At 40.9% G+C, this 14,547-nt stretch carries 14 protein-coding genes and 2 tRNA genes; 10 read left to right on the top strand and 6 right to left on the bottom strand.

All coding sequences use genetic code 11. From position 1 onward, the window contains the following. Positions 1–11: 11 nt before the first annotated feature. Positions 12–251 (bottom strand): DUF2960 domain-containing protein, encoded by a 240-nt coding sequence (locus tag I6F41_RS01745; RefSeq protein WP_011329083.1) that lies wholly within the window; start codon positions 249–251, stop codon positions 12–14. Between the two features lie 95 nt (positions 252–346). On the opposite strand from I6F41_RS01745, the gene I6F41_RS01740 reads away from it, so the two are divergent. From I6F41_RS01740 to I6F41_RS01715, 6 genes are all read left to right on the top strand, one after another. After that, positions 347–598, top strand: coding sequence for a hypothetical protein (locus I6F41_RS01740; protein ID WP_011329082.1), 252 nt, complete (start codon positions 347–349; stop codon positions 596–598). A gap of 41 nt (positions 599–639) precedes the next feature. Next, positions 640–1,263: a nicotinamide riboside transporter PnuC gene (gene pnuC / locus I6F41_RS01735; protein ID WP_041454551.1), complete on the top strand. Its 624-nt coding sequence runs from the start codon at positions 640–642 to the stop codon at positions 1,261–1,263. A gap of 7 nt (positions 1,264–1,270) precedes the next feature. Beyond that, positions 1,271–2,077: a phosphotransferase gene (locus tag I6F41_RS01730; RefSeq protein WP_197107631.1), complete on the top strand. Its 807-nt coding sequence runs from the start codon at positions 1,271–1,273 to the stop codon at positions 2,075–2,077. 210 nt (positions 2,078–2,287) lie between these two features. Beyond that, positions 2,288–2,362 (top strand) — tRNA-Arg (locus tag I6F41_RS01725). 59 nt (positions 2,363–2,421) lie between these two features. Beyond that, positions 2,422–2,643 (top strand): Rho-binding antiterminator, encoded by a 222-nt coding sequence (locus tag I6F41_RS01720; protein WP_041454550.1) that lies wholly within the window; start codon positions 2,422–2,424, stop codon positions 2,641–2,643. Positions 2,644–2,746: 103 nt separating this feature from the next. Then, positions 2,747–3,961, top strand: a complete 1,215-nt coding sequence (locus tag I6F41_RS01715) for an HD-GYP domain-containing protein (RefSeq protein ID WP_197107630.1) — start codon at positions 2,747–2,749, stop codon at positions 3,959–3,961. On the opposite strand, the gene I6F41_RS01710 is transcribed toward I6F41_RS01715, so the two are convergent. After that, positions 3,921–4,244, bottom strand: a complete 324-nt coding sequence (locus I6F41_RS01710) for a hypothetical protein (protein ID WP_086997811.1) — start codon at positions 4,242–4,244, stop codon at positions 3,921–3,923. The two genes, I6F41_RS01715 and I6F41_RS01710, sit on opposite strands and share 41 nt — an antisense overlap. A gap of 283 nt (positions 4,245–4,527) precedes the next feature. Here I6F41_RS01710 and I6F41_RS01705 point away from each other — a divergent pair, with 283 nt between their 5' ends. Beyond that, the gene (locus I6F41_RS01705) at positions 4,528–5,769 is read left to right on the top strand and encodes an outer membrane protein transport protein (RefSeq protein WP_182683952.1); all 1,242 of its coding nucleotides are present in this window, start codon (positions 4,528–4,530) and stop codon (positions 5,767–5,769) included. A gap of 146 nt (positions 5,770–5,915) precedes the next feature. Here the strand turns inward: I6F41_RS01705 and I6F41_RS01700 are convergent, their stop codons facing one another. The 3 genes from I6F41_RS01700 to pepA form a co-directional block, all read right to left on the bottom strand. Then, positions 5,916–8,771: a valine--tRNA ligase gene (locus tag I6F41_RS01700; protein WP_182684578.1), complete on the bottom strand. Its 2,856-nt coding sequence runs from the start codon at positions 8,769–8,771 to the stop codon at positions 5,916–5,918. A 60-nt stretch (positions 8,772–8,831) separates the two neighbouring features. Next, positions 8,832–9,278, bottom strand: a complete 447-nt coding sequence (locus I6F41_RS01695) for a DNA polymerase III subunit chi (protein WP_058374054.1) — start codon at positions 9,276–9,278, stop codon at positions 8,832–8,834. Between the two features lie 151 nt (positions 9,279–9,429). Further along, entirely contained in the window at positions 9,430–10,941 is a 1,512-nt protein-coding gene (pepA, locus tag I6F41_RS01690; RefSeq protein WP_011329073.1) for a leucyl aminopeptidase, read from the bottom strand. 304 nt (positions 10,942–11,245) lie between these two features. Between pepA and lptF the strand changes: the two genes are divergently transcribed. Together lptF and lptG are read left to right on the top strand one after the other, a co-directional pair. Further along, complete coding sequence (gene lptF, locus I6F41_RS01685; RefSeq protein WP_011329072.1) at positions 11,246–12,358, top strand: LPS export ABC transporter permease LptF; 1,113 nt, start codon at positions 11,246–11,248, stop codon at positions 12,356–12,358. Continuing rightward, entirely contained in the window at positions 12,355–13,422 is a 1,068-nt protein-coding gene (lptG, locus tag I6F41_RS01680) for an LPS export ABC transporter permease LptG (RefSeq protein ID WP_089368699.1), read from the top strand. The genes lptF and lptG overlap by 4 nt, the downstream gene beginning before the upstream one ends. A gap of 112 nt (positions 13,423–13,534) precedes the next feature. Here lptG and I6F41_RS01675 read toward each other — a convergent pair whose 3' ends face one another. Then, a complete protein-coding gene (locus I6F41_RS01675; RefSeq protein WP_182684577.1) occupies positions 13,535–14,029 on the bottom strand; it encodes an RDD family protein in 495 nt (164 codons plus the stop codon). 272 nt (positions 14,030–14,301) lie between these two features. On the opposite strand from I6F41_RS01675, the gene I6F41_RS01670 reads away from it, so the two are divergent. Next, positions 14,302–14,386, top strand: a tRNA-Leu gene (locus tag I6F41_RS01670). The last annotated feature ends 161 nt before the right edge of the window (positions 14,387–14,547 follow it).

Genomic DNA, 14,547 nt, shown 5'->3' with positions numbered 1-14,547 from the left:
TGCTGGTACTATTACTCTTTTATAAAGTAAATATCGCTAAAGCCCATACGGGCAAACTCTTGATCGCGAAAATTACGCACCGACGCTGAGCCTTTCGAAGTCATTTCGATTTGCTGTACCATAGATAAATAATTAGTAAGATCGATACCTTCAGCGGCGGCAATTGCCTGATACATGTCGTGGTATTTATCTTTAGCGAAATTAATTTCGCGCGGTTGGTTTTTAAATGTATAGGTTATTCTGCGTGCCATATTAAGCTCATTTCGATTGCGAATTAGGGTGATTTTACACTGTATTGAATCACCATTGAATGATTTTTTTAAAATGAAATAATAAAGAGATAAAAATGAAATTGACAGTAGAGATCAGCAAGTACCCACTTCATCAAGACTATATCCCGTTTATAAAAGGCTTTATAGATCGCTTAAACGAGTACGATAATTTAAAAGTAATTACTAATACCTTATCAACGCAAATTTTTGGTGATTACGATTTAGTAATGCAAGTGTTAAGTACCGAAATTAAACGCTCGTATGAAGAGTTTGGTAAAGCTATTTTTGTATGTAAATTTCTATCTGGCGATTTGTCTCCACAATAACGGCTAATATGCATATTAGTAGTAACACGGAACCACACAATATGGATTTTTTAACACAAACCTTAAGCGGTTTTACAGCAATGTCGCATTGGGAGTATATTGCAGTGGGGCTGTCTATGGCTTATTTATTATTAGCAATAAAAGAGAGTTTATGGTGTTGGCCAGCCGCATTTTTTAGCACCCTTATTTATACTATTATGTATTGGAATGGCGCGTTATTAATGGAGTCGTTACTGCATTTTTATTATATGTATATGGCGGTGTTTGGTTGGCTAGTATGGCGTAAAGGCAAAACTAACAACGATAGTTTAAGTATTACCTCATGGTCAATGAATCGTCATATAATATTGATAATAGTGACCAGCATAGTTGCTCTTGCCATTGGTTACTTTATGAAAAATTACACCCATGCAGACTTTGCTTACCTTGATAGCTTTACAACCTGTTTTGCGGTAGTTACTACTTATTTAGTGGCAAAAAAAGTACTCGAAAATTGGCTGTATTGGATTGTAATAGATGCCGCGTCTATGTATTTATATTACGAAAAAGGCTACTACCCAACGCTCGCGCTCTTTATTTTTTACACCATAGTGGCTGCATGGGGGTTTAAAACTTGGTACGAAGAGTACGAGCAAAAACAAGCTAAACCTATAGCGCAGTTATAAGACATTCATGCAGTCAATTAGCGATATTATCAACGGGTTTAATGCACAATTAACACTACTTAGTAGTGAGCGATTACATAGTGGTTTAAGCAATGACAACTTTTTAGTGCGCGCTGCGCTAAATAATCAACAGTATGCTTATTTATTAAAAAGTTACCGCGATCACTGGCCTACATTAGGCTTAGCTGCACAAGCTCGATTTGCACAGCTGCAATTGTGCCCTAAACCACTTTGGTTAGACAAAGCTAACAGGCTCGCTATTTTTGAATACATAGAAGGCGACACAGCCCAAAGCAATTATACCCCTGAGCTAATTAAAAAGTTGGTTGGCTTACATTGTCATAATGTGGTTAGCGAGGCGATGAATATAAAGCAAGAGCTGGATTTTTATCAACATACAGCGTTATATCAACAATATAGCCAAACTGTAGGTGTGGCGGTAGCAGAAATAGAAAAGTTACCACGTGATGAAGGCTTTTGTCATAATGACTTAGTAAAAGAAAACATCATAGAGAACCCGCAAGGCATGTTTTTAATCGATTTTGAGTATGCCAAAACCAACGACGTTTACTTTGATTTAGCCGCAATAGCTGTAAGTTTTGAACTAGACAGGGAAGGTAAGCAACAGTTACTTAAAACCTATCAACAGCAGTTACCGCTTTCGCAACGCTTTTACTGCTCTATTAATAAGCTAGAGTATTATCAAGTAGTGTTTTTAGTACTGTGTGTTTGCTGGTATAGCGATCGCTCAATAAATGAAAAAGTGATGCCTCTGTGCGCGCAATTAGACGCATTAATAGCGCTGGAACATTAACTTATCTCTTTAGTGGCTAATTTTAGCTAGTGACCCACTTGGTTTTTAGCAACAAATAGCTGATTTACCAGCTACCACTAAGTCTTTTATTTAAAAGCGTTTAAATAATGAGCATATGAACGAATGACGCTAGCATTTACCTTTAGATGTCTTTATCATTACGCATGCCAAAGCATTGATATCGCGAGTTGATGTGGCGGCAACAAATGTGCTCTCGTGGTGAAATGGATATCACGTGGCCCTCCGGAGGCTGAGTTGTAGGTTCGATCCCTACCGAGAGCGCCATTTGCATTCCTCTAATACACTTGCTAACTTTTAGTATTATCCTTTAAAAAATATTCAACATGACTTATCTACCAATTAAATGTGGCGACTATGATCAGCTTGAGCTTTATTGCATGCGTGCAAATAAAGTGGCTATCACATTAGATACCCAAACCTTAGTGGGTGTTGCTAAAACCTTAGAAAATATTAAAGGCGAAGGCGAGTTTTTGGTGCTGCAAGAGCCAACAAACAAAATAATAAAAATACGGCTAGATAAAATTAAAACGATTTCACTCGCTTAGTTTGTAGCTATTTATTACTAGTAAAAACTTTAAAAGTAGACATTTAAGGTTAAAAAGTGCTATTTAAGAGACACGCCTTATAATTGTAGAACCTCCCACACTTATGCTTATCACTTTACCTATATCTGAGCTTGTCCCTGGCATGTTTGTTGACAATGTTACCAAGCAGCATGAAAGCATTAGTAGTATAAAAATCAAAACCAGTGGACTAGTGCGTGATAAGTCAATAATTAAGCGTTTAGTAACAGAAGGGGTGCTAGAGCTACTCATTGATTTTACTAAAAGTGATGTTGAGATACCCGCCAAATACAAACCGAAAAATAAAGCTAAAGTAGCTAGCAGCCAAGAAAAGCCAGCTAAAGCTGCTCTCGCTATATCGGTAGAGCAAGAGTTTGCAAAAGCGAGCGTAAGCTATGAGCAGCATAATCGCAAAATACAGGCTTTATACGGTGACTTAACAGCAGGGCTTGCGCTTAATATAAATGTGTTGGATGAAATTGCCGGTGAAATAGTGGCATCGGTATTTAGAAACCCCAATGCAATGACCATTCTTACCCGCCTTAAAGACAAACACAGCTATAATTGGCGTCATATGATCAACTGCGCCATTTTTGCAGCAGTATTTGCTAAATACTTAGGCTATGAAGAGTCTACTGTGCAGCAGCTTGCAATGGGGGCATTGCTGCATGACTTAGGTCAGGCAAAAGTGCCGCAGGGTATATTATCAAAGCAGACTAAAGTAACTAATAATGAGTTTGCTGCAATAAAAAAACATGTTGTACAAAGTTTAGGTTTAGTTAAAGGCGAAAAAGGGATCACACCGTTAATGCTTGATATGATAGTGAATCATCATGAGCGATTAGATGGTTCGGGTTATCCACGAGGCCTTAATGCAGAGAAATTAAGTCGCCCTGCACGTATAATGGCTATTGTAGATGTGTATGACGCGATAACAGCAGATAGGCATCACCAAGTCGGTGACGAGCCAATAAACGCACTGCGTTATTTGCTCGCTAACAAACAACTGTTTGACGCTGAATTAGTACAACACTTTATTAAATGTTTGGGTGTGCATCCGGTAGGTACTATTGTAAAGCTGACCAATGAACGTTTAGCACTGGTACTTGAGGGCAATAACCTTAATCCCATTAAACCTAAAGTTAAACTATTTTATAATGCGAAGCATGGCCACCATGTTACGCCAAAAGATATTGATTTGAGCGACCTGAGCCAAGAGCTTAAAATTATTGCCAGCGTTAAGCCCCTTGATTATCAGATTAACTTGTCTCGTTTATTAAAAGAGCACTTACTTTTATAGCGTTAGTACATTTGCGTTTTTGGCTTTGTTTAGCCGAAATAAACGCACCTAAAAAGCAACTTGCCATTAATGTTAACCATAATAAAGTACCAAGCTCTACATGCAGCGCTAAACAGCAAAATGTTAGCGAGATTAATGCACAAGTAATAGCCGCCAACCAAAAGTGATTAACTGGATTGTCACACTGCCCAGCACGAGTACACGCACAATAGTTTGCTTTATAAAAACAAAATACACTTGCGCCACAAAAAATAAGCCCAGTCAAAATAAGTAAAATGCTCACCGTTTTCTCTCATCATCGTTTTATAGAGAGTGTAGATTGCAGCGCATTTCAAGTCAATCCAAATGAGAATCAATTACAATTAGAGCTTGTGCTCTAATAGCATACTTCTAGTCCGATGAGTTTTAATAAGTTGTTAAATGGTCGTTAAAAAACGTGTTTTTTACTGTTTTTTGACGTGTTTGTAGAGTTTTTTATAAAAAATTAATGTAGTGTGATCAGGTTTGAAATCCTAATAACAACACACATAGCTACCCAAACAATAAGTTTGGTTAAGGAAACAACAATGAAATTTACTAAAACTCTAATCGCAGCGTCGCTGGTACTTGTTTCAGCAGATAGTTTTGCTGCAGCATTTCAGTTATCTGAGCAAAATGCCTCAGGACTCGGTCGCGCCTATGCAGGTGAAGCTTCAATCGCAGACGATGCGTCTGTAGTAGCTCGTAACCCAGCATTAATGTCACTATTTAAAGAAAAACAAATATCAGTGGCGGGTATTGCTGTACTTCCTGATGTAAGCTTAAAAGGCGAGGGTGCTCCAGCGGGTGTTCCGGCATCAGCATTAAATGATGACAGCATTGCCCCTAATGCAATTGTACCTGCGGGTTACTTTACCATGCCAGTTAACGATAAAGTGTCTGTTGGCTTTGGTGCGTTTTCTAACTTTGGCTTAGCTACAGAGTTTAGTGATGATTATGCTGCAGGCAGTCTAGGCGGTGAAACTGAAATCGTTACTGTTAATATGAACGTGAGCGCATCGTATAAAGTAAACGAGCAGTTTAGTGTTGGTTTAGGTTTAAACGCTATATACGCTGATGCCAAAATTATTCGTAATGTAGGTGCTAACCCTTATCAAATACCAGCACAAACGCAAGCGGTTCATTTAGAAGGTGATGACTACGGTTTTGGCTGGAATATTGGTGCTATGTACCAGTTAGATGAAAATAGTCGTTTTGGTTTTAATTACCGCAGCGAAACAGATATTACCTTTGAGGGTGAGTTTTCAAGCCAGTTACCGCCAACATTAGGTGGTACAAATGGCGCTTCAATTCCTGGCAGTGTTGAAATCACGTTACCAGCAATTGCTGAATTTTCGGGTTCTCATCAGTTAGATGAAAAAGTGGGTTTACACTACAGTGTAATGTGGACAGGTTGGAGCAGCTTCGACAAGCTAGAAGCTGAAGTCGGTGCCCCAACGCCAGCATTTACTAAAGAAGAAAACTTCTCAGACTCAATGCGTTATGCAATTGGCGGTGACTACCAGTTAAATGAAGACTTATTATTACGTGCCGGTGTTGCGTTTGATGAGTCACCAGCTGATAAAAACCATATGTCGATTTCTATTCCAGATACAGACCGCTTTTGGTTCTCGTTTGGTGGTAACTACGCAATTGATCAACATTCAGACTTTGATTTAGGTGTGAGTGTACTACGTGGTAAAACACAAAACTTTACTGAAGATGGTTTCTCGTTTGAATCAAAAGGTCATGCGATCCTATTAGGTGCTCAGTACAACTATACGTTTTAATGCTTGCCTAGAGCCTAGAGCCTAGAGCCTAGAGCCTAGAGCCTAGAGCCTAGAGCCTAGAGTCAAAAAAAGCCGCGCTATGTAATTACATAGCGCGGCTTTTTAATGCCTATATAAATGTTCTGGGCTAATGCCCGGAAACTAAATTATAAGCTTTCTATTTTTGCTTTTTGCTCAAGTAGCTTCGTTTTAGCATCGCTAAACTCAGCTAGTTTGGCATTTTCTTTAGCAAGTACAGCTTCTGGTGCGTTGTTAACAAATTTTTCGTTAGCAAGTTTATTTTGCACTTGTGCTAGGCCTTTTTCGGCTTTTTCGAGTTGTTTATTAATACGTGAAAGCTCGGCTTCTACGTCAATTAAACCCGCCATTGGGATCATAATTTCAAGATTACCAACATAAGACGCTGCACACGCAGGCGCATCATCTTTATTTTCGAGCATGGTGAACTCTTCAATTTTTGCAAGTGATGCTAAAAATGAGTTGTTCTCCTCAATGCGGCGCACGTCGTCGCTCGAAGCATTTGCAAGTAATACGCTAAGCGGCTTACTTGGGCTAATGTCCATTTCACCACGAATGTTACGAATTGCTAAAATGAATTGTTTAACCCACTCTAAATCGTCCATTGCTTTGGCATCAACGCTAGCTGCATTATAAACAGGGAATGGTTGTACCATAATACTGGTGTTCTCTGTTTCAAGGCCTGCAAGTGGTGCTACACGTTGCCAAATAGTTTCGGTGATGTATGGCATCATTGGGTGCATTAAACGCAACAAGCTTTCAAGTACGGTAATTAGTGTATTACGTGTACCGCGTTGCTGTGCTTCACTGCCTTTAAATAATACCGGTTTAGTTAGTTCTAAGTACCAATCGCAAAATTGGTGCCAAGTAAACTCGTACAGGGTGTTAGCAGCTAAGTCAAAGCGGTAATTATCTAAATGCTCAGTATAACTTTTAACAGTTGACTCAAATTGGCCTAAAATCCAACGATCGGCTAACGACAACTCTTTTTGTGCATCGGTTGCAAAACCACAGTCTTGCTCTTCTGTGTTCATTAATACGTAACGACTCGCGTTCCATAGTTTGTTACAGAAGTTACGGTAGCCTTCAAGGCGGTTCATGTCCCAGTTAATATCGCGACCGGTAGAGGCCATTGCTGCAAGCGTAAAGCGAAGGGCATCGGTGCCGTGTGCTTCAATGCCGCCAGCGAATACTTTGCGGGTATCTTTTTCGATTTTAGCCGCTAATTTTGGCTGCATCATGTTACCAGTACGCTTTTGTACTAACTCTTCAAGTTCAATGCCGTCAATCATGTCTAGTGGGTCAAGTACGTTACCTTTTGACTTAGACATTTTATCGCCGTTGTCGTCACGTATTAAACCAGTTACATACACGGTTTTAAACGGCACTTGTGGTTTACCATTTTCGTCTTTTATAAAGTGCAGCGTCATCATGATCATACGCGCAACCCAGAAGAAAATAATATCAAAACCAGTTACCAGCACGTCAGACGGGTGGAAGGTTTTTAAATCATCAGTGTTTGCAGGCCAACCTTGAGTTGAGAACGTCCAAAGCGCTGATGAGAACCAGGTATCAAGTACGTCTTCGTCTTGGCTTAGTGTTACGCTGTCTGCAATGTTATTTTCGCGGCGTACTTCAGCTTCATCGCGACCAACAAATACGTTGCCTTCGCTGTCGTACCAAGCTGGAATGCGGTGGCCCCACCAAAGCTGGCGTGAAATACACCAATCTTGTACGTCGTTCATCCACGAAAAGTACATGTTTTCGTATTGTTTAGGTACAAATTGAATGTCGCCGTTTTTAACCGCTTCTTTAGCCGGCTCTGCAAGAGGTGCAACACGTACATACCATTGGTCGGTAAGCAGTGGCTCAATTACCACACCCGAGCGGTCGCCGTAAGGAACGGTTAAACCATGATCTTCAATTTTTTCAAGTAAGCCTAGTTCTTCAAATTCAGCTACAATCGCTTTACGCGCAGCAAAACGGTCAAGCCCGTGTAGGCGCTCAGGAATTGGTGCATCAAACTCAAGTTCTTTGCCATCAAAGCTGTAGGTTTCGCCTTGAGTAAGAATAGCGGCGTCTTTATCGAAAATGTTGATCATCGGCATTTTGTGACGCTTGCCTACTTCGTTATCGTTAAAGTCGTGCGCTGGGGTTATTTTTACACAGCCCGTACCTTTATCTTTATCGGCATGTTCATCGGCTACAATTTTAATACGGCGATTAACAATGGGTAATAAAATCTCTTTACCAATTAAATCTAAGTAGCGTTCGTCATCAGGGTTTACTGCAACACCTGAGTCGCCCAGCATAGTTTCTGGGCGGGTTGTTGCTACTACTATGTAGTCTTTACCATCTTGAGTTTTAACACCGTCGGCTAGTGGGTAACGTAAGTTCCACATGTGGCCTTGCTTGTCTTTGTTTTCAACTTCAAGATCAGAAATAGCAGTGTGTAATTTAGGATCCCAGTTTACTAGGCGTTTGCCACGGTAAATTAGGTTTTCTTTATGCAGGCGTACAAACACTTCTTTAACGGCTTCAGATAGGCCATCGTCCATGGTAAAACGTTCACGATCCCAATCAACCGATGCGCCAAGACGACGAAGTTGTTTAGTGATTGTGCCGCCAGATTCTTTTTTCCATTCCCAGATTTTATTAATAAAATCTTCGCGACCTAAATCGTGGCGTGTTTTGCCTTCCTCAGCATGCAGCTTACGCTCAACCAACATTTGCGTTGCAATACCTGCGTGGTCAGTACCTACTTGCCATAATGTGTTGTTACCTTGCATACGTTTAAAGCGCGTTAAGGTATCCATTATGGTGTCTTGGAAAGCGTGGCCCATGTGTAAGCTACCAGTGACATTTGGCGGCGGGATCATAATTGAATACGGGACGCCTTGGCCAGATGGTTTAAAGTAGCCTTTTTCTTCCCAGCCTTGGTATAGAGACTGTTCAATATCTTGCGGATTGTAGGTTTTATCCATTACACAGAACCTTAAATAAGTACTTAAATTAGTTGGTTAGCTATTTTACTAAAAGTGTTTTTAGTTATTAATATCTTGCGTGGTGATGTTGGCACCGAGTTGGCGTAGCTTTTTAAAACGCTCGCGAGCTGCTTGTTTAGCAACGGCTTCTACGGGTACAAAATCAAAAACTTGGTTAAAGCGGCGAATAAAATCCGGTAAGTTATTAGCCAAGTTAATTAAAACTTTACGATTGCCAACAGGGGGCGTAGTACCAATTTCTACCGGTGCGCCGCCTTTTGGGCCTTCACCTTGTAGGTTATGAGGTACAAAACTGTCGGGATCAAATGCCCAAAGTGTTTCATCAATGGCAAAGGCGGTATTTTCGTTATCTACACAAATAAATACACGTTGGCCAAGCCGATACTGATCAGCGGCAATTTGAGCCGCCAAAGCAAAATGATCATCAGGCTTAGCTAGCGACTCATCTTGTTGCTTTAGAACGAAAAATTGGGCGTTCATGTTCATTGTATCGGGGTTTCCCATGACATTGAATGTGTAGCTAGTTAATACACATAAATTAAGAGGCTGATTTTGCCATATAACGGGTTTTGCTTCAATTAATACCAAAATAAATAAGGCGCCAAACGGCGCCTTAATAAGTAGCTAAGCGGTATGCTTAATCTTGAGCAGCTTCGTTTACGCCGGCTCTGTTTAATAAATATTGAGTAAGCATAGGAACAGGGCGGCCTGTTGCGCCTTTTTTAGCGCCACTGCGCCATGCCGTGCCTGCAATATCTAAATGTGCCCAGTTGTACTTTTTAGTAAACTTAGATAAAAAACACGCTGCGGTAATAGTACCAGCTGCACGGCCCCCTAAGTTAGTAAAGTCGGCAAATGGGCTCTCTAGTTGATCTTGATAGTCGTCCCATAGCGGTAGTTGCCATGCACGGTCGCCACTTTGCTCCGATGCTTTTAACAACTCATGCGCGAGCGGATTATGGTTAGAGAGTAAACCGGTTGCATGTGCGCCTAGTGCTACAATACAAGCACCTGTTAATGTGGCTACATCAATAACGGTTTCTGGCTCAAAACGCTCTACATAGGTTAGTGCATCACATAATACTAAGCGCCCTTCGGCATCAGTATTTAATACTTCAACGGTTTGTCCCGACATAGTGGTTAAAATGTCACCTGGGCGATATGCATTTGGCCCCGGCATATTTTCGCAGCCGGCTAAAATACCAATCACGTTAATAGGTAACTGCATTTGTGCCAGTGCACGCATTGCACCAATAACACCTGCAGCACCGCCCATGTCGTATTTCATTTCGTCCATGCCTTCGCCAGGTTTTAATGAAATACCGCCCGAATCGAAGGTTAAGCCTTTACCAACTAATACGATAGGAGCTTGATCATCTGCGCCGCCTTTGTAGTTAATTACCGACATAACCGATTCGTTCACACTACCGCGACCAACAGCTAAGTAAGAGTTCATACCTAGCTCAGCCATTTGCTCTTCGCCGATTAGATCAACAGTAATGTTGTCAAAATTAGTTGCTAGCTGTTGTGCTTGCTCGCCTAAATACGCAGGGTTACAAATATTAGGTGGCATATTTGCTACGTCTTTACACAGCTTACTACCGGCAGCAATAGCTAAACCATGCTCAATAGCGCTTTCGCCTATAGTTAGCTCGCGACGCGTTGGAACATTAAACACCATTTTACGCAGTGGACGACGTGGGTCTACTGTTTTACTTTTTAGTTGATTAAAGGTGTATAAACAATCTTGGGTGGTTTCTACTGCTTGGCGCACTTTCCAGTAGGTATCGCGACCTTTAACGTGTTGCTCTGTTAAAAAGCATACCGCTTCCATAGAGCCGGTGTCGTTTAAGGTATTAATTGTTTTAGAAATAATTTGTTTATATTGCTTATCGTCAAGCTCGCGCTCTTTACCACACCCTACAAGCAATATGCGCTCGCTTAAGATGTTTGGTACATGATGCAATAATAAAACTTGGCCCGGCTTTCCTTCTAGGTCACCTCGGCGAAGTAAATTTGAGATATAACCATCACTGATTTTATCGAGTTGTTCACCAATGGGGGATAACCGACGAGGCTCGTATACACCAACTACAATACATGCGCTACGTTGTTTTTCTGGGCTACCACTTTTTACGTTAAATTCCATTGTCACTCCTGATTTTGAGTCATCTTTAGAAGCTAAGCAGAAACTAAAAATATTTTTAGTCTTATATACCTAAATTATTTAGGTGTAGCTCTAATCTTAGCTGATTTTGCCCGACTCTTACTGTGTAATTGAACTTTATCTGCTTAAGGGTCACTAATGCAACATTATATCGTGTTGTTAGGTAGGATAATTAATTTTCATGGCTTATAATATTAGATCTATACTCGGCAACGCTGAGTAAAATCATGACTAACTATAAACTTTCACTATTGCAGTGACACACCATGTTTAACAGGGGCGACTATTGCTTATTTTTCGTTATTTGACTGCTGAGGTTTTAAAATCGCAGGTCGCCGTATTTTTAACTTTGATGACCATTTTTTTGTCGCAAAAGTTAGTTAGTATTTTAGGCGATGCCTCTGAGGGTAGTATTCCTGCTAAATTAGTGCTATCGATGATCGCACTTAAATTGCCACAGTTAGCCTCGTTAATTTTACCATTGAGTATATTTTTAGGCATAATTTTGGCCTACAGCCGTATCTACGCCGATAGCGAAATGACCGTACTTAAAGCCTGTGGTGTAAGTGAATGGTATGTGGTTAGAGTGACGCTTATATCAAGTGTGGGGTTGGCTATTTTAGCCGCCGCGCTCACTATGCATGTTGCCCCTTGGGCAAGCGAGCAAGAGTATCAATTAAAAGAGCAAGCTAAAGCCGATGCGGGATTATCTGCATTAAGGGCAGGTCGCTTTCAGCAAACCGGTAACGAAAAAGCCGTGGTGTTTATTCATAACATTGAAAACGGTGGAAAAGAGCTTAATAAAGTATTTGTAGCGCAACTCCCCGATAGCGAAAAAGACAACCTTGCACGCCTAGTTTATGCAGAGCAAGGAGTTGTAATTGAAGCGCAAAATGGCGAACAACAACTCGTTCTTAGCGACGGCAAACGCTATGAAACTGATGGCTTAACGCCAGCGCTCAATTTAACCGAGTTTGACGGTTATAGTGTACAAATACGTGAGCAAGAAATAGAGCACCAACGCCGTAAATTAGAAGCAATTCCTACTAATCAATTGTTGGCACTTAACACTCCAGAGGCAACCGCGCAGTGGCAATGGCGTATTGCTATACCGCTTTCTATTCCACTGCTGACACTATTAGCAGTACCGTTAAGTGTGGTTAATCCACGCCAAGGTAAATTTGCTAAGTTAGTGCCGGCAATTAGCTTGTACTTAGGTTATTTTATTTTACTTAACGCTGCTAAATTTGCTGTTGAAGATGGCAAAATACCTCCCTCTATTGGCCTTTGGTGGATTCACTTAAGTGCCTTATTTATTGGCGGACTATTAATAATTAAAGGGCGACCACTTGGCGCTTGGCTTAAAGCGGTAATTACTAAGCGGGAGTTGGGCGCATGATGAAAACCCTTGATTGGTATTTAGGTCGCAGCATTTTACAAACCACCGGCTTTGCATTATTGGTACTGGTAGGCATTAGCACCTTAATTAAATTTATCGACCAGTTAAAGTCAGTTGGCCGTGGTAGTTACGATTTAATGACCGCGATGCTCTACACGCTTTACACAATACCGGGCGATTTAGTGGTGTTTTTTCCGATGGCCGCGCTCATTGGTGGCTTAACTGGGTTAGGAGCGCTTGCCTCAAACAGCGAGCTGGTGGTAATGCACGCTGCAGGTATGTCGCGCTTACAAATTATAAGCTCGGTAATGAAAACCGCCGTATTTATGGCGCTATGTATGATGGCATTAGGCGAGTGGGGAGTACCCGAGGCGCAATTACAAGCTAAAGAAATGCGTAACCAGGCAATTCATGGTGGCGATGTTTTTAATGCGCAAAAAGGCGTATGGGCAAAAGACGGCAATAACTTTATAAATATAGAAGATGTAGATCAAAATGGTAAATTAAATGGTGTACATATGTACCACTTTGATCAGTCGCTATCGCTTACACAAATAACGAAGGCAAAAGATGCGCTAAGTCGCGAAAACGGCTGGTTACTGCGCGGCGTCAATAAAGTAAAAATAAGTGATGAGCTTATTACCACAGAGCAAGTGCCTGAGGAGTTTTACCCATCACAACTTACTGCTGAAAAGCTGGGTGTGGTATCGGTTAAACCTGAGTCGCTGTCGTTTACTGGGTTATGGTCTTACTTAGACTATTTAGAGCAAAACGATCAAGATACCAGCACCTATGAACTCGCGCTTTGGCGCAAACTTATGCAGCCAATATCTATCGCTGTAATGTTGCTAGTTGCACTGTCGTTTATATTTGGCCCGTTGCGTACCGTCACTATGGGTGCACGTATTATAATGGGCGTAGTTACGGGTATAGTGTTTCATCTAACTAACGAAATATTTGGTCCTGTGGTTATGGTGTATCAAATACCTGCGTTTATTGGCGCTGTAGTGCCTAGCATTATATTCACCGGTTTTGCTGCTTACTTAATGAATAAACGCGCATAAAACTAGTTATAAAAAGGTAGTTACAAAAATACCTTGAAACAAAAAAAGCGTGGCTACTTTATAAAAGTGCCACGCTTTTTTGTGCTTATAAATTACAGTGTATTACTTTTAATTAATCAAGCTCACGGTAAATACGCTTGTTTTCTTCTTTGGTGAGTGCAATAACTTCGGTTTTAGAAAGGTAATCTTGCAAAGCTTTTTTATTTTTAAAATCAACCAATACCACTAAATTACCTAAACCAAGTAATGCACTAACACTGCGAACAATTGCTTGCGGCCAGCTAATAAGTTGCCCATCTAGAGTTTGTACTTTTAAGCGCCATGCGCGCATGCCAATGGTTTGCCCGCTTTTAGTCCAAAAATAAGCAAAAAAGAATACGTTTACTCCAACAAACAACGCGCTTCTAATACCAGAGAGTAACGTGGAGTCTTGTATTAAAGCAGCAGGATCGTCAGTTTTAACTATCATATCTAAAGACGTTAGTAGCTGAATGACTGCAAAGTAGAGTATGGCAGTAAGCATAGATAAAGAAATTACGACCAAGGCATCATAAATTAACGACGCCAAACGACGCCAAAAGCCAGCTCGTGGAAATTCATTCAACATAAATATACTCTCACTATTAATATGCGCGCTAGTTTAGCAAATAGGCTGGTAAATACTACCTCTTCAGTAAGGCATTAAAGCGCTGCGCAGAGTTAAATGTTAATGGTTGCTTAATTGTTAAGCGGTTGATTGTACTTATGTCATAAAACGCTTGCCGCTACCTTTATTGATTGTATAATGCTTAGCATAGAGACAAAGGCAGTTTTATAAACCTAAGCTCTAAAGTGGTTTTTCTTTATCTTCTGGTATTTAGAAGGTTAAAGAAAAATTATGCCAGCGTGATGAAATTGGTATACATGGGGGATTCAAAATCCCCTGCCGAAAGGCGTGCCGGTTCGAGTCCGGCCGCTGGTACCACTTTTTATAGCCCCGATCAAATTGGTCGGGGTTTTTTTATGCCTACAGAAAAGTGCAAACGGACACAACCCACCGGACTCGAGCGGCACGCGGGAGTGCCGCTGTTATAAGTTAAAGTCCGGCCGCTGGTACCACTTTTTATAGCCCCGATCAAATTGGTC

This window comes from Pseudoalteromonas sp. SCQQ13 (assembly GCF_015864415.1).
GTDB classification, from domain to species: Bacteria; Pseudomonadota; Gammaproteobacteria; order Enterobacterales; family Alteromonadaceae; genus Pseudoalteromonas; species Pseudoalteromonas nigrifaciens.
The sequence above is the reverse complement of the archived record's forward strand: the minus strand, read 5'-3'. Positions and strand labels throughout refer to the sequence as shown.